The following is a 25,433-nucleotide window of genomic DNA, read 5'->3' as shown; positions in this document are numbered from 1 at the left end:
CGCGTGGAAAGATGGCGACCATGTGCGGACTCCTGGCCTTCTTCAGCGCGAACGGCAACGCCGCCGCCCACCGCGACAACATCGCGGGGGCGTTGGAATGCCTGCACCACCGCGGACCGGACGAGACAGGGGTCGAGGTGGTCGGTGACGCCACCGGCCACTACGCCGACGGGGTGTTCGCCCACAAGCGGCTCGCCATCATCGACGTGGCGTCCAGCCACGAGCCGCTGCCCTACGCGGGCGGCCGCTACCTGCTGACCTTCAACGGCGAGATCTACAACTACATCGAGCTGCGCGAGGAGCTGGCCCGCAACTTCGGGGCCCAGTTCGCCACCGCCGGTGACGGCGAGGTGATCGTCGCCGGCTACCACTACTGGGGCGAGCAGGTGCTCACCCGGCTGCGCGGCATGTTCGCCTTCGTCATCTGGGACCGGCAGGAGCGTCGGGCGTTCGGCGCGCGGGACTACTTCGGCATCAAGCCGCTGCACTACCTGGAGACCGCCGACGGCCTCTACCTCGCCTCCGAGAAGAAGGCGCTGCTGCCCTTCGCGCACTCCTACTACCAGGGTGACGCCGGCATCGACACCGCCAACCTCAGCCACTACCTCACCCTCCAGTACGTTCCCGAGCCCGGCACCCTGCACCAGGGGATCAGCCGGATCGGCTCCGGGGAGTACCTGACCTGGTCGCCGGGGGGCCGGCTGGACGTGCGGCGGTGGTACCGGCCGGTGTTCCGGCCCGCCCCGGTCGCCGACGAGCAGCGGCTCTACCACGAGATCCGGGAGACGCTTCGGGAGAGCGTACGGATGCACATGCGCTCGGACGTGCCGGTCGGCTCGTTCCTGTCCAGCGGCATCGACTCGACCGCCGTGGTGGCCCTGGCCCGCGAGTTCAACCCCAACATCCTCACCTTCACCGTCGGCTACGACGTGCCCGGCTACTCCGAGATCGACGTGGCCCAGGACTCGGCCCGGCATCTCGACGTGACGACGATCCCGACCAAGATCGGGCCGCAGGACATGATCGACGCGCTGCCGAAGATCGTCTGGCACCTGGACGACCCGGTGGCCGACCCGGCGCTGGTGCCGCTCTACTTCGTCGCCAAGAAGGCCGCCGAGCACGTCACGGTGGTGCTCTCCGGCGAGGGCGCCGACGAGTTCTTCGGCGGTTACACCATCTACCGGGAGCCGCTCTCCCTCGGCACCGTCAACGGGCTGCCGGGCGGGGTGCAGAAGGGCCTGCGCGCGGTCTCCAAGGCGATCCCGCAGGGGGTCAAGGGCAAGAGCTTCCTGGAGCGCGGCACCACCCCGATCGAGCAGCGCTACTACGGCAACGCCCGGATGTTCACCGAGGAGGAGAAGCAGCACCTGCTGCGCCGCTACGACCCGTCGGTGCGTTACACCGACGTCACCGCCCCGATCTACGCCGAGTGCACCGAGCTGGACGACGTCACCAAGATGCAGTACGTCGACCTCTACACCTGGCTGCGCGGCGACATCCTGGTCAAGGCGGACCGGATCTCGATGTCGCACTCGCTGGAGGTGCGGGTGCCGTTCCTGGACCGGGCGGTCTTCGACGTGGCGGCCACCATCCCGGTCGACCTGAAGCTGCCGCCCCGTTCCGACGCCACCAAGTACGCCATGCGCCAGGCGTTGCAGGGCGTCGTGCCGCCGGCCATCGTCAACCGCAAGAAGCTGGGCTTCCCGACCCCCACCCGGGTCTGGCTGCGCGGCGAGATGTACGAGTGGGCCCGGCACGTGCTGTCCACCTCCGGTGCCGGCGACCTGATCGACCTGTCGTACGCGATGCGGCTGCTGGAGGAGCACAAGCGTGAGGAGGCGGACAACTCCCGCAAGGTGTGGACGGTGCTGATCTTCTGCATCTGGCACGCCATCTTCGTGGCCAAGACCCTCGACCCGGGCATCCAGCGCAACCAGTCGGCCCTGCTCACCAAGCCGGTGGTCGGCAGCATGGTCCGCTGACCCCGCCCCCGGTCCCGTCGCGACGGACACCGGGCCCGGACGGACCGGAGGCCCCCACCCGACGGGTGGGGGCCTCCGGTGTGTGCGTTCAGCGTCGGATCACCGGCCGGAGCAGGAGACCGTCGGCAGTCCGTTGGTGCCGGTGCTGCTCGCCGTGAAGCCGAACGTGGTCGTCTTCTCCGGCGCGATCGAGCCGTTGTACGCGGCGTTGGTGACGGTCACCGTCGACCCGCTGGTGCTCAGCGAGCCGTTCCAGACCTGCGAGATCACCTGACCGTTGGGCCAGGTCCAGCTCGCCGCCCAGCCCCCGTACGTGCGGGTGCTGTGGTTCATGATGGTGACCTCACCCTGGAAGCCGCCGTTCCAGGCGCTGACCACCTTGTAGACCGCCATGCAGTCGCTGTTGCCCGGCGGCGGGGTGGTGGTCGGCGGCGGCGGGGTCGTGGTCGGCGGCGGCGGGGTGGTGGTCGGCGGCGGGGTGGTCGGCGGGGGCGTGGTCGGCGGCGGGGTGGTCGGGTTGTTGCCGCTGCCGACCCCGGTCACCTGACCGTTGCCACCGTCGAAGGTGACGTCCGAGCAGCCGAAGAAGTTCTCCTGGCTGTCCGAGCGGACCCAGCGGGAGTAGATGATGTGCCGGCCGGACTTGCCCGACGGCAGGTTCCCGCTGAAGTAGTAGTGCCCCTCGTTGGTGCCCGACGCGCCCCGCTGGGGCGGGTTGGTCACCGTGAGGAACGGCTCCTCCAGGTCACTCCAGGCCAGCGGCCGGGTCGGGCTCCAGCTGTCCTTCGTCACATAGAAGTAGAAGGTGCCCGGGTGGTGCGCCCAGTTGCTGTACTTGAAGTCCAGCCGGGCACCGGACGTCAGGTGGGTCAGCGGCCAGTCGGTACGGGCCAGGTCGTACCCGGCGAAACCGGTGTTGCCGCCGCTGCACAGCTTGCCGTCGGGGATGAAGCCGACGGTGCGGCCACCGGCGTCGGAGCGGAGCACGCTGAACCAGTTGTAGAGGGAGTTGGTGCCGCTCTGGGCGACGGCGGCGGAGCAGGCCGGGTTGTTCGGCCGGATCTCGCCGGTGGGGCTCAGGCCGTCCTGCCAGCACAGGTAGGTCCGGCTGCCCGGAACGATCGGCGTGCCGTGTGCGGCGGCCGGTTCGGGCTGCACCGTCAGGGCGACGGCCCCGAAGGCGAGGGTGGCGGCCGCGGTGAACAACGCGGCCGTACGGGAACGAAGCACGAGCTTCTCCTGATCCGCGGGGTGGCGCGAACGCCCGCCCCGCACAAGGTGAGGGATGCGTCGGTCGCGGCTCTGGCCGGCGGCCCGACAGGGGCCGACGGGCGCGTGCCGTCGGCGGTCCGTGCCCACGGACCGGTGCCTCTCGCGTCAGACCCCAGCTGATCGCCGAGCGGGTGCGGCAGCCCTCCGCGCCGGCCCGGCACCCCAATACCATCACGCCCGGACGAACCACGCAATAGTCGTTGCTCGATGGGTGGGATCTGGTTGCCCGGCCGGCCCCGATCGGCATGGACCGTTGTGCCAGCCTGGTAGCCGACGACGACGCGCTGGGAGGCGACGTGGGGTACGCGGTGGTGCTCGGTGAGGCGCTGATCGACCTGTTGGACGCCGAGTCCGAGGGGCAGCCGGTGTTCCGGCAGGCGATCGGCGGCGGCCCGCTCAACGTCGCCGTCGGGGTGGCCCGGCTCGGCGGCACCGCCGAGTTCGTCGGCTCCCTCGGCGACGACGTGCTCGCCGGCCGCATCCGCGCCTTCCTGGCCGACGCCGGGGTCGGGCTGACCGGCGCGGTCACCGTGCCCGCACCCACCACGCTGGCGGTCACCACCCACACCGGGGCCGAGCCGGACTTCCGCTTCTACGGCGAACCACCGTCGTACGGCCTGCTCGCCGCCGACGACCTCGACGGGGCGCTGATCGAGGGCGCGGACGTGCTCTACTGCGGCTCGATCGTGCTGCTGCGCCCACCGACTCTCGCCGCCGCCCGGCGGGCCTGGTCGCTCGCGCCCGGCCTGCGGGTCTTCGACCCCAACGTCCGGCCCCGGCTGCTGTCCGGCCCGGCGGAACTGGCCGGCCTGCGCCAGGTGGTGGTGGAGTTCGCCGCCTCGGCGCACCTGGTGAAGCTCAGCAGCGCCGACGCCGCCCTCCTCTGGCCCGACGAGCCGGTCGAGGGGGTCGCCGCGTACCTGCGGGAGGTGGGCGCGGGCACGGTGGTGGTGACCCTCGGCGCGGACGGTGCCTTGGTCGCCGCCGGTCCCGACCCGGTCCGGGTGCCCGCGCCGAAGGTCCAGGCGGTGGACGCCACCGGCGCGGGCGACTCGGTGATGGCCGCGCTCATCGCCGAGTTGCTGGCCGACGGCGAACCGACCGAGCCGACCGGCTGGCACCGGCGGGTGGCGTTCGCCCTGCGGGTCGCCGGCCTGGTCTGCGAGTCACCCGGCGGTGCGGTCGCCATGCCCACCCGGGACGCGGTACGCCGCCGCTTCACCGACTGAGCGCCGCCCACCCGGTCACCGCAGCGACCGGGTCGACGGTCGGGCACGGCGTGGTGCCAGTTCGTCCGCCCGCCCGCGGCGGCCGGTGACTCAGGGCGTGCCGTCGAGTTCCCGGTAGCCCCGGCGGGCGGCGACCAGGCCGGGTCGGGCACCGAACGGGGAGTCGGCGGCCACCCGCTCCGGCGGGGCGTCGCCGGTGTGCGCGGCCCGGATCAGCCAGGCCAGCTCGACCAGTTGGGCGTGCTGGGCCCGGACGAACTCCACGTCCACCGGCGTGCCGTGGCCCGGCACCACCACCGTCGCGGGCGTGGTCATCCGCAGCAGGTCGGCCACGGCGTCCGGCCACTGCAACGGGTAGGACTCCTCGAAGGCCGGCGGCCCGGACTGCTCCACCAGATCCCCGGCGACCAGCACGTCGGCATCCGGCACGTGTACCACCAGATCCCCGTCGGTGTGCCCGTGCCCCGGGTGCCGCAGCACCACCCGCCGGCCGCCGACGTCCAGCACGGTCTCGGTGTGCACGGTGTGCGTCGGGGCCAGCAGGGTCGTCCCGGCCAGCTCGGCGGCGAGCCCGGGATGCTCCGCCCGCATCTCCTCGTACGCCGCCCGGCGCAGCCGGTCCGGCCGGTCCCGCAGTGCGGCGGCGGCCACCTCGTGCGCGTACACCGGGCGGGGTGGGTCGGCGGCGAGCGTCGCGTTGCCGAAGCAGTGGTCGAAGTGGTGGTGGGTGTTGACCAGCGTCCACGGGTGCGGGGTGACGGCCCGCGCCGCGGCGGCCAGCTCGGCGGCCTGACCGGCGGTGGACAGGGTGTCCACCAGCAGCGCAGCGCCGTCGCCGACCACCAGAGTGACGTTGACGTCGAGCAGCGGTTCCCGCAGCACGTGGACCCGGTCGGCGATCTCCACGAACCGGTTCGTCATGACACCCGCGCCGCCCGCTCGACGAACCGTTGCCGGTCGACCAGCGCCCGCTCCACCCGGCCCGACGCCACCGTCGTGTCGCCGTCGGTCACCGTCACCTCGAACAGCAGCCGCCGCCCGTCGGCCTCGACCAGCCGGGCGTGGGCCACCACGGTCCGCCCGACCGGGGTGGCGGCCAGGTGTGCCAGCTCGACCCGGACCCCGACCGTGGTCCGGCCGGTGGGCATCCGGGGTGCCGTCGCGGCCACCGTGGCGGCCTCGGCGAGGGCCAGCACCCGGGGGGTGGCCAGCACCGGCACGTCACCGGAGCCGACGGCCCGCGCGGTGTCGGCGTCGGCGACGGTCAGCTCCACCCGGGCGGTCAGCCCCGGCGGGAACGGTGCGTCCGGCTGTTCCAGCATGGGGTCAGCCTAGTGGTCGGGCCCCCGCTGCCGGCCGGGACATCGGCGGCCGGCCGGGTGCTTCCGCCGCCGTCGGCGGGCTCCCGTGCCCGGTGGTCACCCGACAGGTGGTCGGCGGTGGTCGATGCGTCGCCCACCGTTAACCTTGACCGCGATGGCCGTTGTGACTGAGCCCCCGCCCCCCGTCCCGTCCGGGTCCGTCGGCGCGTCCGCCGGTGGACGCCGCCGCGTGATCGCGATGTCCGTCTGGGCCGTCGCCTTCGTGGTGACCTGGCTGGCCATCGGCCTGCCCACCGACCCGGCGTACGCCTTCCTGTGGATCTGGGCCGGCACCGTCGCCTGGAACTGGGGCCGGCCCTGGCGCAGCCACCTGCGGTTCGCCCGGGACTGGATCCCGGTGGTGCTGCTGCTCGCCTTCTACAACCTCTCCCGGGGGTTCGCCGACAACGGCCGCACCCCGCACGCCTACGAGCTGATCGTCGCCGACCGGTTGATGTTCGGCTGGGCGACCGGGGGCGAGGTGCCGACGGTCTGGCTCCAGCAGCACCTCTACCGCCCCGACGTGCGCTGGTGGGACGTGGTGGTCAGCTGGGTCTACTTCTCCCACTTCGTGGTGACGCTGGCCGCCGCCGCGGTGCTCTGGCTGCGCAGCCGGGCACGGTGGGCGGCGTACATGCGGCGGTGGGGTTTCCTCTGCGCGGCCGGCCTGGTCACCTACTTCGTCTATCCGGCCGCTCCGCCGTGGTGGGCGGCGCAGAACGGTCTGCTCACCGAGGTCGCCCGGATCTCCACCCGGGGGTGGAAGGAGTTCGGGATGCACGGCGCGGGCAACCTGCTCAACGCCGGGCAGATCGCCTCCAACCCGGTCGCCGCGATGCCGTCGCTGCACACCGCCTGGGCGTTGTTCGTGGTGTTGTTCTTCCTGCGCTCGACCCGGCGGCGCTGGTGGCCGCTGCTGCTGGCCTACCCGCTGGCGATGACCTTCACCCTGGTCTACAGCGGTGAGCACTACGTCATCGACGTCCTGGTGGGCTGGGCGTACGTGGGGGTGACGTTCCTGGTCGTGGGGCTGGCCGAGCGGGCCTGGCGGGCCCGCCAGGCCCGTCGTGCCGGCTCCACCGCCGCGGCGTCACCCGACGACGCTGCGGTCGCCGTCACCCCGGCCGGGTCCGCCCGGCGCTGATCAGCGGGCGCGGCGGGCGGCGTGGGCCCGGGCGGTCAGCTCCGCGGCGAGCGCCCACGCCTGGGCCAGGTCCCGGTCGTACGCGGCGGCACCCGACCCACCGGCGGTGTCGACGTGCACGGTCGCCAGCCGCAACCGCCGCTGCGCCGGCCCCTGCACCACCCGCACGCTCTGGATGCGGGCGTACGGCACCAACGCCAACTGCCGGGTGAGCAGACCGGACCGGACGGCGAACACCCGCTCGTGCAGCCCCGCGCCGAGCGCCCGGGCGCTGAGCGGGCGCAGCCAGCGGGCCCGCTGCGGTGGCGGGGTCAACGGCAGCGCGTCCAGCCGCACCCCGGGCAGCACCTCGTCGACGATCATCGTGCCGACGGCCAGGTCGCCGACGGGGAGCAGCCGGTCAGGCCGGTTGCGGTCGTCGGTCTCGCCGCCGGAGTAGCCGGCGACCTCCAGCCGCAGCCGCAGCCAGCCCTTCATCCGCCAGAGCAGCGGCCAGGTCACCACGACGGTCTGCACCCGTTCCAGCGGCACGGTCTGCATCCGGGTCTCCAGCAGCCCGTTGTGGATGCGCAGCCGGTCGGATTCGCGGGCCAGGCGGAAGCTCCAGTCGTCGAGGACCCGGCGGACCGGTTGCAGCAGCACGCCGGCCATCGCGGTGAGGGTGCTGGCGACCGCGATGAACGACCAGGAGCCCTCGGACAGGAACTGCGCCACCACGAAGGCCACCCCGACCGGGAGCAGGAACGCCTGCGGGGTGAGGAGTTGGCTGACCAGCAGGTCGGTGTTGCTCACCGCGTGCAGCGGCCGGCCCGCCGGCTCCCGCTCGGTCGGCGTGGTGGCGTCCACCTCCGGGTCGCCGGGCGTCGGCGGGACCGCCCCGGTGGTCTCCTGGTCCGGGGTGCCGGCGGCCACGGCGAGCAGCCGCTGCCGCAGCCGGGCCGCGTCGGCCACCGAGAGGTACGCCAGCGGCGCCTCGGTCTTACCGCCGCCGACCACCTCCAGGCGCAGCTCGGCCAGGCCGGTGAGCTGTGCCAGCAGCGGGCGGACCACCTCCACGGCCTGTAGGCGTTCCAGCGGGATCGCCCGGGTGCGCCGCCACAGCAGACCCTCGTGCACCCGCAGTTCCCGCCCGACGATGTGGTAACCGGTGTTGTACCAGCTGACCACCGCCAGTACGGTCGCGCCCAGGGCGAGTACCGCCACCAGCACGGCGAACCAGCCGAAGCCGACCCGGGACAGGGTCGACCAGGACAGGCCGGCGATCACCACGAACAGGGACTTCGCCCCCTGCAACACCGGGCTCAGCGGGTGCAGCCGTTGCCGGGGCGGCGCATCGGCGGCCGTCGCGCCCGGACCGGTCGGCCCCGGCTGGTCGGCATCTGGACCAGTGACGGGTCCCGCCGGCGCAGGGGACTCCAGACGGTCCGGGACGGTCGCCACCTGCGGGGCGGCGACCCCGCCCGGCGCGGGCGGGCCCGACGGCACCGCTGGGCCCGACGGTGCCGCTGGGCTCGACGGTGCCGCTCGGTGCGATGGTGAATGGTCCGACGGTGCCGGTGGGCCGGATGGTGAACGGTCGGACAGTGCTGGTGGGTCAGACGGTGTGGGCCTGGTGGGCGTCGGGTCGGCGGGACGGGCCGCGCCGGGGCCGGGGTGGCCGTCGGTCACAGCCCCTCCGCCCGGTCCTCACCGAGGGCGGTGAGCCGGTCGCGCAGCCGGGACGCCTCGGCCGGCCGCAGGCCGGGCACCCGGGCGTCGGTGGCCGCCGCGGCGGTGTGCAACTGCACGGTGGCCAGGTCGAAGGCGCGTTCCAGTGGGCCGGCGCTGACGTCGACGAACTGCATCCGCGAATACGGCACGATGGACAACCGGCGGACCAGCAACCCGTGCCGGACCAGCAGGTCGTCGTCGCGTTCGGCGTACCCCCAGGCGTGTACGCCCCGGACGATCGTCACCGCCCGCCAGCCGCCGCCGAGCAGCACCACGGCGCAGCCCGCGCCGAACAGCCAGTGCCCCTGCAGCGCCCAGCCCACCGCCAGCCCGACCAGCAGCACCGCCAGGCCCAGTGCCAGGCGGAGCAGTTCGACCCAGATCAGGTCGGTCGAGATCGGCTGCCAGCGGACGGTGTCCGGCCAGGGTTCCAGGGCGCTCACCGGGGACTGGGGTGGCTCGGCAGCGTTCACGCTTCGAGGGTATGCGATGTGGGGAGCCCGGCGACCTCCCGGAGGAACCCCCGGGCGTCGAGAAAGTCGCCGAGACTGCCCCGGTGGGCCGGGCAGGCGAGCCAGGTCTTGCGCCGGTCGGGGGTGTGCAGTCGGGGATTGTTCCAGCGCAACGCCCAGGTGGCGGGCGCGCGACACCCCCGCGACGAACAGACGGGGGCCTCGTCGGTGGGGGTGGGATCGGTCACCAGGGAAGTGTAGGCACGCCTGGGCCGGAGGTTTGAGCGCCGGGCGGCCACGGGGGGAGCCGCCCGGCGACGGGGTGAATCGTACACGCGGCAGACCCCTTCGTGTCCACCCTCGTTCAGCGATTCGGTGATCGGGACGGCGTGGCGGAAATCGGGTTCTCCCCACCTCGGCTCTCAGCCGGGCATGCGAGTCTTGTTACCGCACCACGCCACGACGACCGATCATGCTGTGGAGGACCGGTGGCCCAGCCGACCACGCCCGACGCCCCGACCCCGAACGGGACGGCCCCCGAGACACCTGCGGTGGTGACCACTCCCGCCCAGGACGCCACCCTGCTGGAGCGGGCGCTGTTCGAGATCAAACGGGTGATCGTCGGGCAGGACCGGATGGTGGAGCGGATGTTCGTGGCGCTCCTGGCCCGGGGGCACTGCCTGCTGGAGGGTGTGCCGGGGGTGGCCAAGACCCTCGCGGTGGAGACCCTGGCCCGGGTGGTGGGTGGGGAGTTCGCCCGGGTGCAGTTCACCCCGGACCTGGTGCCGGCCGACATCATGGGCACCCGGATCTACCGGCAGTCGAGTGAGAAGTTCGACGTCGAGCTGGGCCCGGTCTTCGTCAACTTCCTGCTCGCCGACGAGATCAACCGGGCCCCGGCCAAGGTGCAGTCGGCACTGCTGGAGGTGATGAGCGAACGGCAGGTCTCCATCGGCGGCCAGACCCACCGGGTGCCCGACCCGTTCCTGGTGATGGCCACCCAGAACCCGATCGAGCAGGAGGGCGTCTATCCGTTGCCGGAGGCGCAACGGGACCGCTTCCTGATGAAGATCGTCGTCGGGTACCCCACCGACGCCGAGGAGCGGGAGATCGTCTACCGGATGGGGGTCGCCGCGCCCGTGCCGGCGCAGGTCTTCACCGCCGACGACCTGCTCGCCCTGCAACGCAAGGCCGACCAGGTCTTCGTGCACAACGCGTTGGTCGACTACGCCGTCCGGCTGGTGCTGGCCACCCGCAGTCCCGCCGAGCACGGGATGCCCGACGTGGCCCGGCTGATCCAGTACGGGGCCAGCCCGCGCGCCTCGCTCGGCCTGATCCGGGCCACCCGGGCGCTGGCACTGCTGCGCGGCCGGGACTACGCGTTGCCGCAGGACGTCCAGGACATCGCGCCGGACATCCTGCGCCACCGGCTGGTGCTCAGCTATGACGCGCTGGCCGACGACGTGCCCGCCGACCACGTGGTGCACCGGGTGATGTCGACCATCCCGATGCCCTCGGTGGCGCCCCGTCAGCAGGCGTCCGCGCCGCCGCCGGTCAGCGGCCCGCCGGCCGCCGGCTGGCCCGGGCAGCGCCCGTGACCGCACCGGTAAGCCCGGCCGACGCCGGTGGGGAGCGCAACGAGGCGGTGCTGTCCCGGCTGCAACTGCTGGTGACCCGCAAACTCGACGGACTGCTCCAGGGCGACTACGCGGGTCTGCTGCCGGGGCCGGGCAGCGAGGCGGGGGAGTCGCGCGAGTACCGCCCCGGCGACGACGTACGCCGGATGGACTGGCCGGTGACCGCCCGCACCACCACCCCGCACGTGCGGCGTACGGTGGCCGACCGGGAGCTGGAGACGTGGCTGGCGGTGGACCTGTCGGCGAGCCTGGACTTCGGCACCGGCCGGTGGCTCAAGCGGGACGTGGTGGTCGCCGCGACCGCCGCGCTGACCCACCTGACCGTGCGCGGCGGCAACCGGATCGGCGCGGTGATCGGCACCGGGGCCCCGCCGCCGGCCCCGCCCACCCGTCGGTGGCGCTCCGCCCCACCACCGGAGCCCACCGGGCCGGGGACGCTGACCCGGGTGCCGGCCCGCTCCGGCCGGCGGGAGGCGCAGGCGTTGCTGCGCGCGGTGGCGCACACCCCGCTGCGTCCCGGGCGCGGTGACCTGGGGGCACTGATCGACCTGCTCAACCGGCCGCCGCGCCGCCGGGGCCTGGCCGTGGTGATCTCGGACTTCCTCGCACCGCCCGCGCAGTGGGGCCGGCCGATGCGTAAGCTGCGGGTCCGGCACGACGTGCTGGCCATCGAGGTGGTCGACCCGCGCGAGCTGGAGTTGCCCGACGTGGGGGTGCTGCCGGTGGTGGACCCGGAGACCGGGGAGCTGCACGAGGTGCAGACCGCCGATCCGCGGCTGCGCCGCCGTTACGCGGAGGCGGCCGCCGCCCAGCGCGGCGCGATCGCCACCGAGCTGCGTGCCGCCGGTGCCGGGCACCTGGTGTTGCGTACCGACCGAGACTGGCTGCTGGACATGGTGCGATTCGTGGCCGCCCAGCGGCACGCCCGCACCCGGGGGACGACGCGATGATCCGTTTCATGCAACCGTGGTGGCTGTTGACGCTGGTGCCGGTGCTGGCCCTGGCCGCGGCCTACGTCTGGCGGCAGCGCCACCGCCGGGCGTACGCGATGCGGTTCACCAACGTGGACCTGCTGCGTACCCTCGCGCCGAAGGGGTTGGGCTGGCGGCGGCACGCGGCGGCGACCGTGCTGCTGCTGGCGATGGTGGCGCTCGCCACCGGGATGGCCCGGCCGGCGATCGACACCCGGGAGCCGTTGGAGCGGGCCACCGTGATGCTCGCCATCGACGTGTCGCTGTCCATGCAGGCCGACGACGTGTCGCCGAACCGGTTGGAGGCCGCGCAGGAGGCGGCGAAGCAGTTCGTCGGTGAGTTGCCGGCCAGCTACAACCTGGGGTTGGTCTCCTTCGCCAAGGCGGCGAACGTGCTGGTGGCCCCAACGAAGGACCGGGCGGCGGTGACGGCGGCCATCGACGGGCTGACCCTGGCCGAGGCGACCGCCACCGGTGAGGCGGTCTTCACCTGCCTGGAGGCGATCCGGTCGGTGCCGGCCGACGGTGCGGCCGGCATTCCGCCGGCCCGGATCGTGCTGCTCTCCGACGGGTTCCGCACCTCGGGCCGGTCGGTGGAGGAGGCCGCGGCGGCGGCGCAGGCGGCGAACGTGCCGGTGTCCACCATCGCGTTCGGCACCGACTCGGGGCAGGTCGACATCGGTGGTCAGTTGCAGCGGGTGCCGGTGGACCGGCTGGCGCTGGCCCAGCTCGCCGAGACCACCGAGGGTTACTTCTACGAGGCGGCCTCGGTGGCCGAGCTGAAGCAGGTCTACCAGGACATGGGCTCGTCGATCGGGTTCCGCACCGAGCCCCGCGAGATCACCCAGTGGTACGCGGGGGTGGCGTTGCTGCTGGTGCTCTGCGCGGGCGGCCTGAGCCTGCTGTGGACGTCCCGGATGCTGTGACGCCCGGCTGGACGTCCGGGGTGTGGTGCGGCGGTTGGCGGACGTCCCGGGGTGCGGTGACCCGGTCCGGGGTGTCCCGTCGGGGTGTGCGGGTCGGCGCGACGGCCGGTGGTGGTCAGTGACCGCCGCCGGCCAGCACGAACACGACGGCCACCCAGACGGCGGCGAGGGTGAAGCTCAGCGGGGCGACGTAGCGGCTCATGAACGGCTCCGGTGGCGACGGGGCGGTCCGCGGGGGCGGGGCGGACCGCAAAGGGTTGAACGGGGCGCACACGCGAAGTCGTGACCGGGCTGCTCCACCGGGGCGTCCCGACGCGGGACGGCACCACCGACCGGTCTGTGGCCGGGGCCGCAGACGGGAGGTGCGGGGAGCGGGAGCTGGGTCAGCTCGACCGACTGAGTCGTGGCTCAGCGGGGCTGACGGAGGGCCCGGCCACGACTGGGAGGATCGCTATCTCGCACAGCGATCACCTCCTGCGGTCGGCGGGCCCGGAAACGCGAGTCGCATTCGGCTCGCGGACGACGATGATCGTACAACGGGGACTGCGCGAACGCGTACTCGGCCGGCCGCCGGTGGCGGACCGTTAGCGGTTACCTGTCGGTAACGCCTAGGCTCCGACCGGAATGATCAGTGGAAACGAGGGGGGACAGTGGCCCGTACCGTGCTGGTGACCGGCGGCAACCGGGGAATCGGACTGGCCATCGCGCAGGCCTTCGCCAAGCAGGGCGACCGGGTGGCGGTCACCCACCGCAGCGGCGACGCGCCGGAGGGGCTGTTCGGGGTCCGGTGTGACGTCACCGACTCGGCCTCCGTCGACGCCGCCTTCGCCGCGGTCGAGGCCGAGCTGGGACCGGTCGAGGTGCTGGTCGCCAACGCCGGCATCACCGACGACACGCTGCTGATGCGGATGTCCGAGGAGCAGTTCACCGGGGTGCTCGACACCAACCTGACCGGCGCCTTCCGGTGCGCCAAGCGGGCCTCGTCCAAGATGCTCCGGGCCAAGTGGGGCCGGATGATCTTCATCTCGTCGGTGATCGGCCTCTACGGCGGCGCCGGCCAGGTCAACTACGCCGCCAGCAAGGCCGGCCTGGTGGGGGTGGCCCGCTCGATCACCCGGGAACTGGGCAGCCGCAACATCACCGCGAACGTGGTCGCCCCGGGCTTCATCGACACCGAGATGACGGCCAAGCTGCCCGAGGAGCGCCGCACCGAGTACCGCAAGGTCATCCCGGCCGGGCGGTTCGCCGCGCCGGACGAGGTCGCCGGGGTGGTCACCTGGCTCGCCTCGGACGCCGCCGGCTACATCTCCGGTGCCGTCATCCCGGTCGACGGCGGCCTCGGCATGGGTCACTGAGAACGTACGGAGGAAGCCAACACATGTCAGGACTGCTCGCCGGTAAGCGGCTGCTGGTCACCGGCGTCATCACCGACGCCTCGATCGCCTTCTCGGTGGCGAAACTCGCCCAGGACAACGGCGCCCAGGTCGTGCTCACCGGCTACGGCCGGCTCTCGCTGGTCGAGCGGATCGCCCGCCGGCTACCGCAGCCGGCACCGATCATCGAGCTGGACGTGACCAGCCCGGAGCAGCTCGCCGGCCTGGCCGACCGGGTGCGCGAGCACGTCGACGGACTCGACGGGGTGGTCCACTCGATCGGCTTCGCCCCGCAGAGCTGCCTCGGTGGCGGCTTCCTCGACGCCTCCTGGGAGGACGTGGCGACCGCGCTGCACGTCTCCACGTACTCCTACAAGTCGCTGGCCATGGCGGCGCTGCCGCTGATGTCGCCGGGCGGCTCGGTGGTCGGGCTCACCTTCGACGCCACCAAGGCCTGGCCGGTCTACGACTGGATGGGCGTGGCCAAGGCCGGGTTGGAGTCCACCTCCCGCTACCTCGCCGTGCACCTGGGCAAGCAGGGTATCCGCAGCAACCTGGTCGCGGCCGGGCCGCTGCGCACCATGGCCGCGAAGTCCATCCCCGGCTTCGAGCAGTTCGAGCAGGCGTGGACCGAGCGCGCCCCGCTGGGCTGGAGCCTCACCGACCAGGAGCCGGCCGCCCGCGCCTGCCTGGCCCTGCTGTCGGACTGGTTCCCGGCCACCACCGGCGAGATCGTCCACGTCGACGGCGGCTACCACGCCGTCGGCGCCTGAACCGCCCGCAGGGGCCCCGAACCGGGGCCCCTGCGGCACGCCCGCGACCAGGGGGCGTCGTCGGGCCGTCTTCGGGCGCGGGGGAGAATGACCCCATGTCGTACGACGCATTGGTGCTGGTCTCCTTCGGTGGCCCGGAGCGGCCCGAGGACGTGCTGCCCTTCCTGGAGAACGTGACCCGGGGGCGGGGGGTGCCGCCCGAGCGGCTGGCCGAGGTCGCCGAGCACTACCTGCACTTCGGCGGGGTCTCCCCGATCAACCAGCAGTGCCGCGAACTGCTCGCCGCGATCCGGGCGGACCTCGCCGCGCACGACGTCGACCTGCCGGTCTACTGGGGCAACCGGAACTGGGACCCGATGCTCGCCGACACCGTGGCGCAGATGCGTGACGACGGGATCACCCGGGCGCTGGCGTTCGTCACCAGCGCGTACGGCGGCTACTCGTCGTGCCGGCAGTACCAGGAGGACATCGCCGCCGCGCGGGCCGCCGTCGGCCCGGACGCCCCGGTGATCGACAAGCTGCGGCAGTTCTGGGACCACCCGGGCTTCGTCGAGCCGCACGCCGACGCGGTGCGCTCGGCGCTGGCCCAGCTCGACCCGGCCCGGCGGGACACCACCCGGCTGGTCTTCACCGCGCACTCCATCCCCACCTCGGCGGCGGCCACCGCCGGCCCGCACGGCGGCCGGTACACCGCGCAGCTGGCGGAGACCGCCCGGCTGGTGCACGCCGCCGCCGCACCCGACCTGCCCTACGACCTGGTCTGGCAGAGCCGTTCCGGCCCGCCCCAGGTGCCGTGGCTGGAGCCGGACGTCAACGACCACCTGACCGCCCTCGCCGGGCAGGGGGTGACCGGGGTGGTGGTCAGCCCGATCGGGTTCGTCTCCGACCACCTGGAGGTGGTCTGGGACCTCGACACCGAGGCGTTGGAGACGGCCAAGCAGCTCGGTCTGGACTTCGTCCGGGCGGGCACCCCCGGCACCGACCCGAGGTTCGTTTCGATGGTGCGCGAACTGGTGGCCGAACGCACCACGCCCGACGGGCCGGCGACCCGCCGTCGCCTCGGTGAGCTGCCGATGTGGGACAGCTGCCCGACCCCGTGCTGCGTGCCGGCCGCCCGCCGACCCTGATGCCGACGACCCACCCTCCCCGACACCCCCTTGGGACGACAGATGCTTGACCGCAAACCGGTGCAGAGCTGGCTCACCGACATGGACGGCGTGCTGGTGCACGAGGGCCAGCCGGTGCCCGGCGCCCCGGAGTTCGTCAACCGGCTCCGGTCCTCCGGCAAGCCCTTCCTGGTGCTCACCAACAACTCCATCTACACCCCGCGCGACCTCCAGGCCCGGCTCACCCGGATGGGCTTCGAGGTGCCCGAGGAGGCGATCTGGACGGCGGCGCTGGCCACCGCCCAGTTCCTCGCCGACCAGCGGCCGGGCGGCACCGCGTACGTGATCGGCGAGGCGGGGCTGACCACCGCGCTGCACGCCGTCGGTTACGTGCTGACCGACTTCGCCCCGGACTACGTGGTGCTGGGGGAGACCCGCACCTACAGCTTCGAGGCGATCACCAAGGCGGTCCGGCTGATCAACGACGGGGCCCGGTTCATCTGCACCAACCCGGACGTCACCGGCCCGTCGGTGGAGGGTGCGCTGCCCGCCGCCGGGTCGGTCGCCGCGATGATCTCGAAGGCGACCGGGGTGGAGCCGTACTTCGTCGGCAAGCCCAACCCGATGATGATGCGTTCGGCGTTGAACACCATCAACGCCCACTCGGAGAGCACCGCGATGATCGGCGACCGGATGGACACCGACATCCTGTGCGGCCTGGAGGCGGGACTGGAGACGATCCTGGTGCTCACCGGGATCAGCACCCGGGCGGAGACGGAACGCTACCCGTACCGGCCGTCGCGCATCGTCGACTCGGTGCTGGACCTGATCGACGAGATCTGAGCCGTACCGTTCCGGCGCGATCCGGTCCGGGTGCGGGCGGCGTCCCGGCCGGCGGGCATGGCGTCCCGGTGCGGACGGCTCGGCCCTGCATACGGCGCGGCGCGGGCGGCCCGGCCCGGTGTGCGGCGCGGTGTGAGCGGCCCGGCCCGGTGTGCGGCGCGGTGCGGACGGCGCGGCGGGTGCGGTCAGGGGCGCAGCGGGGCGTTGCAGGCGGCGACCAGCGCCTGCCTACAGGCGGTGGTGAGCGGGCGCAGGGCGGCGTCGCGCTGCTGGGCCTCGTGGTTGTTGATCGCTCCGCCGGGCGCGCTCTCCCCGGCCAGCGCGAGGACCCGGTCGAGGACGGCGGCGCGGGCGAACAGCCGCCGGGCGCGCGGGTCGAACCCGGGCGGCAGGTCGGTGGCACCGTCCGGGCGGCGCAGCGCGGCGAGCGCCCCGGCCAGCTCGGGCCGCCACTGGGCCACGTCGAGGCGGGTCAGCGCGGCGGTGGACTCGGCCAGCGCGGTGGCCAGCTCCGCCTCCGCCTCGGCCGCTCCGGGCGCGGTCAGCGACGCCTTCGGCGCGTCGGCCGGCAGCGGGTAGACCCGCCACAGCACCGTCTCCCAGGTCATCCCGGAGCCGGAGGTGTGGGTGCGCACCTCGGGGATCAGCCCGAGCCCACCGGCCACCACGGCCTCCCCGGCCAGCAGCGCGGCCCCGGCGAAGTCGCCTGGACCGGGCAGCCCCCGCGGGTCGCCCGGTGCCGGCAGCACCAGGCGGATCTCGTCGGGGGAGAGCTTGGCCAACGTCGGCAGGGCGTCGCGCAGCGGCACGTCCCGCCAGGTGCCCGGCGCGTCGGCGACCAGGTGCTCCTCGTCACCGGCGACCGACTCGGCCACCTCGTCGAAGGGCACCAGGCCGGCCCGCCAGGCGCGTACCCAGGCCACGAAACGGCTCGACCGGCGCGCGGCGAGGGTGGCCGCGCCCGTTGCGGGGGAGGACATGCCGAAAGGGTACGTGCTCCCCGCCGCCCCTGTCTCGACTGCCGGATCGTGGGTCCCACGGCCCACCCACCGGTGCAGGTGGCGGCCCGCACGGGCGGCACGTCGGTCCGGGGCGGTTAACACGTCGGTCCGGGGCGGTTGGCACGTCGGCCCGCGCGGACGGCGGTCGGATGGGGCGCGTCGGGCTCGGCGGGCGGCGCGTCGGTCCGGGTGGGCGGCACGTCGGACGGGCGCGTCGGGAGGTGCCGGAGCGCGCCGGAGGTTAGCGTGATCGACATGGCGGGGCGATACGGCGAGGACGTGCTGGCGGGCGACTGGCGGCGACGGAAGGTCACCCCCGAGGTCGACGCCGAGGTGGATCTCGTGGTGGAGGACGCCGACTCCGGGTTCTGCGGCGCGGTGGTGGGGTTCGAGTCGGGGGCGGTGGTGCTGGAGGACCGGCACGGCCGGCGGCGCGTCTTCCCGCTGCTGCCCGCCGCGTTCCTGCTCGACGGGGCACCGGTGACCCTGCGCCGGCCGGTACGCCCCGTGGTGCCCGCCGCCCGCCGCCGCACCGCCTCCGGATCGATCGCCGTGGCCGACGTCCGGGCGCGGGTGGCCAAGGCCAGCCGGATCTGGGTCGAGGGCGTGCACGACGCCGCCCTGGTGGAGCGGATCTGGGGCGACGACCTGCGGGTCGAGGGCGTGGTGGTGGAGCCGTTGGACGGCATCGACGCCCTCGACGCCGAGGTACGCGACTTCGCCCCCGGCCCCGGCCGCCGGTTGGGGGTGCTCGTCGACCACCTGGTGCCCGGCTCCAAGGAGAGCCGGATCGTGGCCCGGGTGGACTCCCCGCACGTGCTGGTCACCGGGCACCCGTACGTCGACGTGTGGCAGGCGGTCAAGCCGGCCGCGCTGGGCATCCGGGCCTGGCCGGTGGTGCCGCCGGGCCGGCCGTGGAAGGAGGGCGTCTGTGCGGCCCTCGGGGTGGCCGAGCCGGCCGACATGTGGCGGCGCATCCTGTCCCGGGTGGACAGTTTCGCCGACGTGGAGACGCCGCTGATCAACGCGATGGAACGCCTGATCGACTTCGTCACCGAACCCGGCTGACACCCGCCGCCGCCGGCCCGTCGGCCCCGGTCAGGGCTCCTGGTCGGGGGTGCGGGTGAAGACGAAGGTGCCGATGTCCAGGCCCACCGCCCGCCCGTCCGGGTCGCGGAGCACGGCGAGGACCTCGCTGTCCTCCTCGCCGGAGCGGCCCCGCCAGCGGTCCGGTCCGGTCCGGGTGAACCGCAGCGTCGGCTCGCCGGGCCGGCCGGCCCACAGCTCGCCGGCCGGGTCGGCCCGGACCTCGTACTCGATGCCCATCCACCACCAGCGGCCGGTCAGCTCGGCCAGTTCCGCCGGGGGTGGGGCGGCGGCCGGCCGCCAGGGCGTGACCGGCGTCGGTTCGGCGTCCAGGACCAGGGTGAGCAGTTGCCGGGACAGCCCGCCGATGTGGCCGGTGCGGAACCCGTACGAGTTGGCGTAGCCGACCACGGCGGTCCGGCTGGGCCGGTGCACGGTCAGCGCGGCGACGTAGCCGGGCATCGAGCCGCCGTGGCCCACGTACACCCGGTCGCCCTCGCGGTACAGCTCCAGGCCCAGGCCGTGGCCGCCACGCCAGGAGTCCAGGTCGCTGAGGATGACCGGGGTGCACATCTCGGTGAGGGTGTCGGCGGCCAGCACCTCGGGGTCGGGGTCGGCGAGGAACGCCGCCCAGCGGGCGAGGTCGGTGACGGTCGACCAGAGTTGCCCGGCGGGGGCCATCGCCCCGGTGTCGGTGCGCGGCTCCTCCCGCAGGGTGTCGTGCCACGGGTGCACCACGTAGCCCGGGGCGTACGGCGCGGTGGGGTGGTAGGTGGTGCGCCGCAGGCCCAGCGGGTCGAGGATCCGGGTGCTCAGCAGTTGCGCCCAGGGCGTCCCGGTGACCCGTTCCAGCACCCCGCCGAGCAGCCCGTACGCCAGGTTGGAGTAGTGGTAGCCGCGCCAGGCGGGGTAGCCGACCTTGTCCGTGGTCACGCCGGCGACCAGGGTGGCCAGGTCGGTGCCCTCGGTCCGCTCCCACCAGGGGCCGTCGGGTTCGCGGTGCAGGCCGCTGGCGTGGCCGAGGAGTTGGCGCAGGGTGAGCCCGCCGACGGCGGTGCCCGGCAGGTGCCGCTCCAGCGGGTCGTCGAGGGTGAGCCGGCCGGCGTCCCGTTCCCCCAGCAGCAGCGTCGCGGTCATCGTCTTGGTGATCGAGCCCACCCGGTACTGGAGGTCGGGGTCCGGGCGCGGGTGGTCGCCGGCGGCGGCCAGGTGCACCAGGGTCCCGTTCCGTACGACGCCCAGCGCCAACGACGGCGTACGCCCGGTGGCCTGGGCCTGTGCCACGAGGGTGTCGATCCGGCGGACGGTCTCGGCGAGCAGGGTCACGATCGGCTCCTTGGCGGCGGTCGGAACGGGCCTGAACTGAGCTTACTGATCACCAGGAGTGGGTGGATTCGCGTGGACGTGTCACGATCGGGGGGTGGACGCCGTGGTGTGGATCGTGCTGGGTGTGCTGTTGGCCGTCGCCGAGATCTTCACGACGACGCTGTTTTTGATCATGTTCGCGGTGGGCGCGTTCGCCGCTGCCGGGGCCGCCGCGCTGGGTGCGCCCGTCGCCGTGCAGGCGGTGGTTTTCGCCGTGGTGTCGGCGTTGACGGTGGCGCTCGCCCGGCCGACGATCCGCCGGCACATGCGGCCGTCGGTGGACAGCGGCGAGCAGCCGTTCGGGGTGGCGGCGCTGGAGGGCGCCACCGCACTGGTGATCGAGCAGGTCGGTGCCGACCAGGGCATGGTGAAGATCGACGGCGAGTTGTGGACGGCGCGTCCGTACGACGCGACGCAGACTTTCGAGCCCGGTGCGCGGGTGCAGGTGATAAAGGTCCGGGGCGCCACCGCCCTGGTGTGGCAGGACGACATTTCCTCCCCCGGCGAGCTGCCGGAAGCGAAAAGGTGACGGTATGGAATTTCTAGCGGTCCTGTTGGTGGCCGTAGCGTTGATCATGGTGGTGACGCTGGCGAAGGCGGTACGCATCGTGCCGCAGCAGCGTCAGGACGTGGTGGAGCGGCTCGGCAAGTACAAGCGCACCCTGAACCCGGGCCTGAACCTGCTGGTCCCGTTCGTCGACGCGGTGCGTACCAAGGTCGACATGCGCGAGCAGGTGGTGAGCTTCCCGCCGCAGCCGGTGATCACCTCGGACAACCTGGTGGTGTCGATCGACACCGTCCTCTACTACAAGGTGGTCGACGCGGTCCGGGCCACCTACGAGATCGCCAACTTCATCCAGGCGATCGAGCAGTTGACCGTCACGACGCTGCGTAACGTGATCGGCTCGCTGGACCTGGAGCGGGCGCTGACCAGCCGCGAGGAGATCAACCGGCACCTCTCCGGCGTGCTCGACGAGACCACCGGCCGGTGGGGCATCAAGGTGACCCGGGTGGAGATCAAGGCGATCGAGCCGCCGGCCAGCATCCGCGACTCGATGGAGAAGCAGATGCGTGCCGAGCGGGACCGCCGGGCGGCGATCCTCACCGCCGAGGGCCACAAGCAGTCGCAGATCCTCACCGCCGAGGGTGACAAGCAGTCCGCGGTGCTGCGCGCCGACGGTGACCGGCAGGCCCGGATCCTCCAGGCCGAGGGTCAGGCCAAGGCGATCCGGACGGTCTTCGACGCGATCCACACCGCCAACCCGAGCCAGAAGGTGCTGGCCTACCAATACCTGCAGGCGCTGCCGCAGATCGCCAACGGCACGGCCAACAAGGTCTGGATCATCCCGACCGAGCTGACCAAGGCCCTGGAGGGCATGGGCGGCGCGCTGGGCGGGCTCAGCCGGATGGTCGGCGACGAGCCGGCCCCGGAGGCGAAGCACAGCGCCGGCGAGGTAGAGCGGGAGGCCGCCGAGGCGGCGCAGGCGGCGGCCATCGCCGCCCAGCAGATCCACGACGAGGTACGCGTCGCCGAGGCGCAGGCCACCGGCGGCAAGGTGCCGCAGGGGCTGCCGGCACCCGAGCCGGTCTCCCCGGCCAGCCTGGTCAGCGACCCGGTCGACCAGCGCGAACGGGCCTGACCCGCCGCCGCCCACCCCGGCGGCAAATGTGAGAAACGCTCATCCGGCGCCCCGGTGCCTGCCACGATCGGTCCTGAGGGACGGGTGGTGGTCAGGCACCGGGGCGCCGGACGCGTTCCGGCCGGCCCGTCGCCAGCAGCCGGGTGGCGCGTCCCGTGCCGCCCGTCGGGAGGGCGGACGGGGGCGCGTGCCGGTCCACCCGTCGGAGCAGACGGGTGTCGCCGCTCGTGCCACCCGTCGGAGCAGACGGGTGTCGCCGCGCGTGCCGCCCGTCGGAGCAGACGAGGTGAGCCATGAAGGAACCCGCGCAGCGTTTGTTCTCCCGTACCCCGGTTGCCGGCGCACACGACCCGGCGGGTCCGCTGGGCACCCGGCGCACCGGCGGCGGCTTCGGGGTGCTGCCCTTCGTCGGTGACCCCGGCCCGTCAGCGCCGGCCACCGACGCCAGTTGGGCCTGGTCGCTGCGCCGGCTCGCCCGGGCGGCGGTCTGGCTGCTGCCCGCCTACGCGGTGCTCTACGGGGCGGTGGCGATGGCCAGCGACGGCGCGGTCGGCAACGACCCGTACCCGGCCGACGGTCGACCCCTCTACCTGCTCGGCTGGGTCGCCGCCATCTGGCTGGGTCTGCTCGCCCTGCTCGCGCTCACCGGTCTGCTCGCGGCCACCCGCAGCCGGCGGGCGGCGGTGGCCGGCCTGCTGGTGGGCATCGGTGGCACGGTGCTGATGCTGCCCTTCGCCGGCCTGACCGAGCAGACCCCGGTCTTCGGCACCACCGCCCGGACGCTGGTGCTGGTCGGGGCCACCTGCTACAGCGCGGGGTGGCTGCTCACCGGCTGGGCGGTGGCCCGTTCCGGGGCGTTCGCCATCGGTGACGGGGCGATGCTGATGATCGCCGCCCCGCTGCTCGGCCTGGGCGGCGCGCTGGTCGGCTCGCTGCCGACCTTCGGCGCGATCTTCGTGCTGATCTCGGGTGTCGGTATCGGCTACCGCTCCGGCCGCCTCCTCCCGGCCGCCATCGCCCACGACGCCGCCACCGCCAGCGTCACCACCCCCACCCCCACCCCCGGCCCGCAAGGCCCCCTCCCCGCCGCCTAACCCCGCCCCCGCTCCCTCCCCGCCCCCGCCTCGGGGTCGGCTCGGGTCGGCTCGGGTCGGTGATCAAGAAGTTTGCGTCAGGAATTCGGCCGGAGAGCACGCAAAGCTCTTGATCACCGAGCCGCCGGGACGGAGGGGATGGACGGGATGGACGGGATGGACGGGGGATGCGGGGACGGGAGGGGGACGGGGCGGGGAAGTCGCTGGCAGATTACGGTGAGTTACCTGACAATCCGCTGGCGGAGTGGGCTGCTACCCGGTGCGGTGGCAATGCTTGCGTCCATGTCCTCACCCCGGACGCCGCTGACGCGGCTGCTCACCGTGCTGCTCGCCGGCCTGCTGGCCGGTCTGGTCCTCGCAGTCGCCGCGCTCCCGGGCAACCTGCTCGCCGGCATCGCCACCAAGGCGGTCCTGGGGGCGTTCGACGACCTGCCGGCGGCGCTGCGCACCCCGGCCACCCCGCAGCGCTCCTACCTCTACGCCAACGACGGTAAGACGCTGCTCACCACGTTCTACGACGTCAACCGCACCGACGTGCCGCTGGCCGAGATCGCCCCGACACTGCGGCAGGCGATCGTCGCCGCCGAGGACCGCCGCTTCTACTCCCACGGTGGGGCCGACCTGCGCGGCATGGCCCGCGCCCTGGTCGCCAACGTCACCGGCGGCGGCACCGCCCAGGGCGGCTCCACGCTGACCATGCAGTACGTGCGCAACGTGCTCAAGACCGACCCCACGGCCACCGCCGAGCAACGGGAGGCGGCCACCGAGCAGACCGTCGGGCGCAAGCTCCAGGAGATCCGGTACGCCACCGAGCTGGAGAAGACCCTCAGCAAGGACGAGATCCTCAACCGCTACCTCAACATCGCCTACTTCGGCTCCGGGGCGTACGGGGTCGCCGCCGCCAGCCAGCGCTACTTCGGCAAGGCGCCCGCCGACCTGACCCTGGCCGAGTCGGCGTTGCTCGCCGGCCTGGTCCAGTCGCCCGACGCGTACAGCCCGATCGACGGTGACCAGGACGCGGCCCTGAAGCGACGCGGGTACGTCCTCGACTCGATGGTCGCCACCGGCGCGATCACCGCCGCCCAGGCCGACGGGGCCCGCGCCGAGAAGCTGACCCTGCACCCCACGGCCCAGCCCAACGGCTGCACCGCCATGGCCAGCGCCGACGCCGGCTTCTTCTGCGACTACCTGCGCCGCTGGTGGTTGGATCAGCCCGCCTTCGGTGCGACCGCCCAGGAGCGGGAGCAGTCGCTGCGCCGGGGCGGCTACACCGTGGTCACCTCGCTCGACCCCGACGTGCAGGCCACCGCCGTCGCCGAGGCCCGCAAGGTCTACCCCGCCGACGACGCCCGGGCCCTGCCGATCGCCGCCGTCGAGCCCGGCACCGGGCGGGTGCTCGCCCTGGCCGTCAACCGGGAGTACGGGGTGGGCGACGGCCAGACCGTCAACCCGCTGGTATCCGGCGGCGGCAGCATCGCCGGCTACCAGGCCGGCTCCACGTTCAAGCTGTTCACCATGCTGGCTGCGCTGGAGAACGGTCGTACCCTGTCCACCGGGTTCGACTCGCCGAGCCGGCTGACCACCCGGTTCCCCGCCGAGGGGGAGGCGTCCTGTGACGGCCGGTGGTGCCCGGCCAACGCCAACCCGGCGCGGATGGACGGCTACCGGATGATGTGGGACGGCTTCGGCCGCTCGGTGAACACCTACTTCGTCTGGCTGGAAGAGCAGGTCGGCCCGGCCAAGGTGGTGGAGATGGCCCAGCGCCTCGGGATAACCTTCCGCGCGCCGGCCGACGCCGACCTCGCCGCGCACGACGCCGACGACTGGGGGGCGTTCACCCTCGGGGTGTCCGCCACCACCCCGCTCGACCTGGCCAACGCCTACGCGACGGTGGCCGCCGAGGGGACGTACTGTGCGCCGACCCCGGTGGTCTCGGTGACCGCCCCGGACGGCACGACCGTGCCGGTCGGGCAGCCGGCCTGCAAGCAGGTGCTGACGCCGGACGTGGCCCGCGCCGCCACCGACGCGGCCCGCTGCCCGGTCGGCCAGCAGTCGGCGTACGGGCAGTGCAACGGCAGCACCGCCGGTGGGGTGGACCGGATCGTCGGTCGCCCGGTGGCCGGCAAGACCGGCAGCTCGGAGCAGAACGCCACCGAGACCTTCGTCGGCTTCACCCCGCAGGTGGCGGTCGCCGGCATCGCCGCCAACCCCGACGACCCCAGCGACGCGGTCGGCGCGGCGGTGCAGGGTGAGGTGATCACGGCGGTCGCCCGGACCATCCGTACCGCCGTGGATGGCCAGCCGGTCCGCGATTTCACCGCCCCCAGCCGGGAACTCGTCGGCAACCCGCAGCGTCCGACGCCCCGGCCGTCCCCCAGCGCGCCGCAACCGGACGAGGGCTTCCCGTCGGACCTGCTGCGCTGGTTGCAGAACCGTCGGGGCTGAGCCGGGGTCGTGCGGGTGCCAGT

Annotated in this window: 24 protein-coding genes; 15 read left to right on the top strand and 9 right to left on the bottom strand. The window is 73.4% G+C overall.

Annotated features, from left to right (window positions below; all coding sequences use genetic code 11):
• Nucleotides 1-20: 20 nt before the first annotated feature.
• Nucleotides 21-1,982 (top strand): asparagine synthase (glutamine-hydrolyzing), encoded by a 1,962-nt coding sequence (gene asnB, locus AB0C22_RS24330; protein ID WP_208570933.1) that lies wholly within the window; start codon nt 21-23, stop codon nt 1,980-1,982.
• Between the two features lie 99 nt (nt 1,983-2,081).
• On the opposite strand, the gene AB0C22_RS24325 is transcribed toward asnB, so the two are convergent.
• Nucleotides 2,082-3,212: a lytic polysaccharide monooxygenase gene (locus AB0C22_RS24325; RefSeq protein ID WP_219463669.1), complete on the bottom strand. Its 1,131-nt coding sequence runs from the start codon at nt 3,210-3,212 to the stop codon at nt 2,082-2,084.
• A 338-nt stretch (nt 3,213-3,550) separates the two neighbouring features.
• On the opposite strand from AB0C22_RS24325, the gene AB0C22_RS24320 reads away from it, so the two are divergent.
• A complete protein-coding gene (locus AB0C22_RS24320; RefSeq protein WP_219470196.1) occupies nt 3,551-4,483 on the top strand; it encodes a carbohydrate kinase in 933 nt (310 codons plus the stop codon).
• A gap of 90 nt (nt 4,484-4,573) precedes the next feature.
• On the opposite strand, the gene AB0C22_RS24315 is transcribed toward AB0C22_RS24320, so the two are convergent.
• Both AB0C22_RS24315 and AB0C22_RS24310 read right to left on the bottom strand, forming a co-directional pair.
• Nucleotides 4,574-5,404 carry an MBL fold metallo-hydrolase gene (locus tag AB0C22_RS24315; protein WP_357537178.1) on the bottom strand — a complete coding sequence of 277 codons (831 nt, stop codon included), beginning with the start codon at nt 5,402-5,404 and terminating at the stop codon, nt 4,574-4,576.
• Nucleotides 5,401-5,805, bottom strand: coding sequence for a hotdog domain-containing protein (locus AB0C22_RS24310; protein ID WP_208570936.1), 405 nt, complete (start codon nt 5,803-5,805; stop codon nt 5,401-5,403). Before AB0C22_RS24310 ends, AB0C22_RS24315 begins: the two co-directional genes overlap by 4 nt.
• Before the next feature lie 154 nt (nt 5,806-5,959).
• Here AB0C22_RS24310 and AB0C22_RS24305 point away from each other — a divergent pair, with 154 nt between their 5' ends.
• Nucleotides 5,960-6,988: a phosphatase PAP2 family protein gene (locus tag AB0C22_RS24305; RefSeq protein ID WP_219463664.1), complete on the top strand. Its 1,029-nt coding sequence runs from the start codon at nt 5,960-5,962 to the stop codon at nt 6,986-6,988.
• Here AB0C22_RS24305 and AB0C22_RS24300 read toward each other — a convergent pair whose 3' ends face one another.
• From AB0C22_RS24300 to AB0C22_RS24290, 3 genes are all read right to left on the bottom strand, one after another.
• Nucleotides 6,989-8,302: a PH domain-containing protein gene (locus AB0C22_RS24300; RefSeq protein WP_255598398.1), complete on the bottom strand. Its 1,314-nt coding sequence runs from the start codon at nt 8,300-8,302 to the stop codon at nt 6,989-6,991. It abuts the gene before it with no gap.
• A gap of 350 nt (nt 8,303-8,652) precedes the next feature.
• Nucleotides 8,653-9,171 (bottom strand): PH domain-containing protein, encoded by a 519-nt coding sequence (locus AB0C22_RS24295; RefSeq protein WP_307800004.1) that lies wholly within the window; start codon nt 9,169-9,171, stop codon nt 8,653-8,655.
• Entirely contained in the window at nt 9,168-9,398 is a 231-nt protein-coding gene (locus AB0C22_RS24290; protein ID WP_219463660.1) for a hypothetical protein, read from the bottom strand. Before AB0C22_RS24290 ends, AB0C22_RS24295 begins: the two co-directional genes overlap by 4 nt.
• Nucleotides 9,399-9,638: 240 nt before the next feature.
• Between AB0C22_RS24290 and AB0C22_RS24285 the strand changes: the two genes are divergently transcribed.
• From AB0C22_RS24285 to AB0C22_RS24275, 3 genes are read left to right on the top strand one after another with little or no spacing between them, the layout of a single operon-like run.
• Nucleotides 9,639-10,748, top strand: a complete 1,110-nt coding sequence (locus tag AB0C22_RS24285; RefSeq protein ID WP_219463659.1) for a MoxR family ATPase — start codon at nt 9,639-9,641, stop codon at nt 10,746-10,748.
• Nucleotides 10,727-11,737 carry a DUF58 domain-containing protein gene (locus AB0C22_RS24280; RefSeq protein ID WP_357537198.1) on the top strand — a complete coding sequence of 337 codons (1,011 nt, stop codon included), beginning with the start codon at nt 10,727-10,729 and terminating at the stop codon, nt 11,735-11,737. Before AB0C22_RS24285 ends, AB0C22_RS24280 begins: the two co-directional genes overlap by 22 nt.
• Complete coding sequence (locus tag AB0C22_RS24275) at nt 11,734-12,684, top strand: VWA domain-containing protein (RefSeq protein ID WP_357537175.1); 951 nt, start codon at nt 11,734-11,736, stop codon at nt 12,682-12,684. The genes AB0C22_RS24280 and AB0C22_RS24275 overlap by 4 nt, the downstream gene beginning before the upstream one ends.
• Before the next feature lie 115 nt (nt 12,685-12,799).
• On the opposite strand, the gene AB0C22_RS24270 is transcribed toward AB0C22_RS24275, so the two are convergent.
• Nucleotides 12,800-12,958 carry a hypothetical protein gene (locus AB0C22_RS24270; protein WP_208570893.1) on the bottom strand — a complete coding sequence of 53 codons (159 nt, stop codon included), beginning with the start codon at nt 12,956-12,958 and terminating at the stop codon, nt 12,800-12,802.
• A gap of 376 nt (nt 12,959-13,334) precedes the next feature.
• Between AB0C22_RS24270 and AB0C22_RS24265 the strand changes: the two genes are divergently transcribed.
• From AB0C22_RS24265 to AB0C22_RS24250, 4 genes are all read left to right on the top strand, one after another.
• Nucleotides 13,335-14,039 (top strand): beta-ketoacyl-ACP reductase, encoded by a 705-nt coding sequence (locus AB0C22_RS24265; protein ID WP_357537173.1) that lies wholly within the window; start codon nt 13,335-13,337, stop codon nt 14,037-14,039.
• Nucleotides 14,040-14,062: 23 nt separating this feature from the next.
• On the top strand, nt 14,063-14,830 hold the full coding sequence (gene fabI / locus AB0C22_RS24260; RefSeq protein WP_208570881.1) for an enoyl-ACP reductase FabI: 768 nt from the start codon (nt 14,063-14,065) through the stop codon (nt 14,828-14,830).
• A 95-nt stretch (nt 14,831-14,925) separates the two neighbouring features.
• Complete coding sequence (locus tag AB0C22_RS24255) at nt 14,926-15,957, top strand: ferrochelatase (RefSeq protein WP_219463652.1); 1,032 nt, start codon at nt 14,926-14,928, stop codon at nt 15,955-15,957.
• 42 nt (nt 15,958-15,999) lie between these two features.
• Nucleotides 16,000-16,779 carry an HAD-IIA family hydrolase gene (locus tag AB0C22_RS24250; protein ID WP_088645665.1) on the top strand — a complete coding sequence of 260 codons (780 nt, stop codon included), beginning with the start codon at nt 16,000-16,002 and terminating at the stop codon, nt 16,777-16,779.
• 185 nt (nt 16,780-16,964) lie between these two features.
• On the opposite strand, the gene AB0C22_RS24245 is transcribed toward AB0C22_RS24250, so the two are convergent.
• The gene (locus tag AB0C22_RS24245) at nt 16,965-17,759 is read right to left on the bottom strand and encodes a hypothetical protein (RefSeq protein WP_357537171.1); all 795 of its coding nucleotides are present in this window, start codon (nt 17,757-17,759) and stop codon (nt 16,965-16,967) included.
• 276 nt (nt 17,760-18,035) lie between these two features.
• Between AB0C22_RS24245 and AB0C22_RS24240 the strand changes: the two genes are divergently transcribed.
• Nucleotides 18,036-18,848 carry a DUF3097 domain-containing protein gene (locus AB0C22_RS24240; RefSeq protein ID WP_219463650.1) on the top strand — a complete coding sequence of 271 codons (813 nt, stop codon included), beginning with the start codon at nt 18,036-18,038 and terminating at the stop codon, nt 18,846-18,848.
• Nucleotides 18,849-18,878: 30 nt separating this feature from the next.
• Here AB0C22_RS24240 and AB0C22_RS24235 read toward each other — a convergent pair whose 3' ends face one another.
• Complete coding sequence (locus tag AB0C22_RS24235) at nt 18,879-20,192, bottom strand: serine hydrolase domain-containing protein (protein WP_219463649.1); 1,314 nt, start codon at nt 20,190-20,192, stop codon at nt 18,879-18,881.
• Nucleotides 20,193-20,286: 94 nt separating this feature from the next.
• On the opposite strand from AB0C22_RS24235, the gene AB0C22_RS24230 reads away from it, so the two are divergent.
• The 4 genes from AB0C22_RS24230 (at nt 20,287) to AB0C22_RS24215 (ending at nt 25,410) form a co-directional block, all read left to right on the top strand.
• Nucleotides 20,287-20,760 (top strand): NfeD family protein, encoded by a 474-nt coding sequence (locus tag AB0C22_RS24230; protein ID WP_219463646.1) that lies wholly within the window; start codon nt 20,287-20,289, stop codon nt 20,758-20,760.
• Nucleotides 20,761-20,764: 4 nt separating this feature from the next.
• Entirely contained in the window at nt 20,765-21,871 is a 1,107-nt protein-coding gene (locus AB0C22_RS24225) for an SPFH domain-containing protein (RefSeq protein ID WP_219463643.1), read from the top strand.
• 293 nt (nt 21,872-22,164) lie between these two features.
• Nucleotides 22,165-22,965 carry a hypothetical protein gene (locus tag AB0C22_RS24220; protein ID WP_357537168.1) on the top strand — a complete coding sequence of 267 codons (801 nt, stop codon included), beginning with the start codon at nt 22,165-22,167 and terminating at the stop codon, nt 22,963-22,965.
• Between the two features lie 216 nt (nt 22,966-23,181).
• A complete protein-coding gene (locus AB0C22_RS24215) occupies nt 23,182-25,410 on the top strand; it encodes a transglycosylase domain-containing protein (RefSeq protein WP_357537166.1) in 2,229 nt (742 codons plus the stop codon).
• Nucleotides 25,411-25,433: the final 23 nt, after the last annotated feature.

Source organism: Micromonospora sp. NPDC048894 (assembly GCF_040649765.1).
GTDB classification, from domain to species: Bacteria; Actinomycetota; Actinomycetes; order Mycobacteriales; family Micromonosporaceae; genus Micromonospora; species Micromonospora antibiotica.
This window is presented reverse-complemented; position numbering and strand designations above follow the sequence as displayed.

Excerpts from the sequence above, each read along its gene's own strand:
- asnB (WP_208570933.1), top strand. The coding sequence starts at position 21 with ATGTGCGGACTCCTGGCCTTCTTCAGCGCGAACGGCAACGCCGCCGCC.
- AB0C22_RS24245 (WP_357537171.1), bottom strand. The coding sequence starts at position 17,759 with ATGTCCTCCCCCGCAACGGGCGCGGCCACCCTCGCCGCGCGCCGGTCG.
- AB0C22_RS24225 (WP_219463643.1), top strand. The coding sequence starts at position 20,765 with ATGGAATTTCTAGCGGTCCTGTTGGTGGCCGTAGCGTTGATCATGGTG.
- AB0C22_RS24240 (WP_219463650.1), top strand. The coding sequence starts at position 18,036 with ATGGCGGGGCGATACGGCGAGGACGTGCTGGCGGGCGACTGGCGGCGA.
- fabI (WP_208570881.1), top strand. The coding sequence starts at position 14,063 with ATGTCAGGACTGCTCGCCGGTAAGCGGCTGCTGGTCACCGGCGTCATC.
- AB0C22_RS24310 (WP_208570936.1), bottom strand. The coding sequence starts at position 5,805 with ATGCTGGAACAGCCGGACGCACCGTTCCCGCCGGGGCTGACCGCCCGG.
- AB0C22_RS24275 (WP_357537175.1), top strand. The coding sequence starts at position 11,734 with ATGATCCGTTTCATGCAACCGTGGTGGCTGTTGACGCTGGTGCCGGTG.
- AB0C22_RS24305 (WP_219463664.1), top strand. The coding sequence starts at position 5,960 with ATGGCCGTTGTGACTGAGCCCCCGCCCCCCGTCCCGTCCGGGTCCGTC.
- AB0C22_RS24255 (WP_219463652.1), top strand. The coding sequence starts at position 14,926 with ATGTCGTACGACGCATTGGTGCTGGTCTCCTTCGGTGGCCCGGAGCGG.
- AB0C22_RS24250 (WP_088645665.1), top strand. The coding sequence starts at position 16,000 with ATGCTTGACCGCAAACCGGTGCAGAGCTGGCTCACCGACATGGACGGC.
- AB0C22_RS24220 (WP_357537168.1), top strand. The coding sequence starts at position 22,165 with ATGAAGGAACCCGCGCAGCGTTTGTTCTCCCGTACCCCGGTTGCCGGC.
- AB0C22_RS24315 (WP_357537178.1), bottom strand. The coding sequence starts at position 5,404 with ATGACGAACCGGTTCGTGGAGATCGCCGACCGGGTCCACGTGCTGCGG.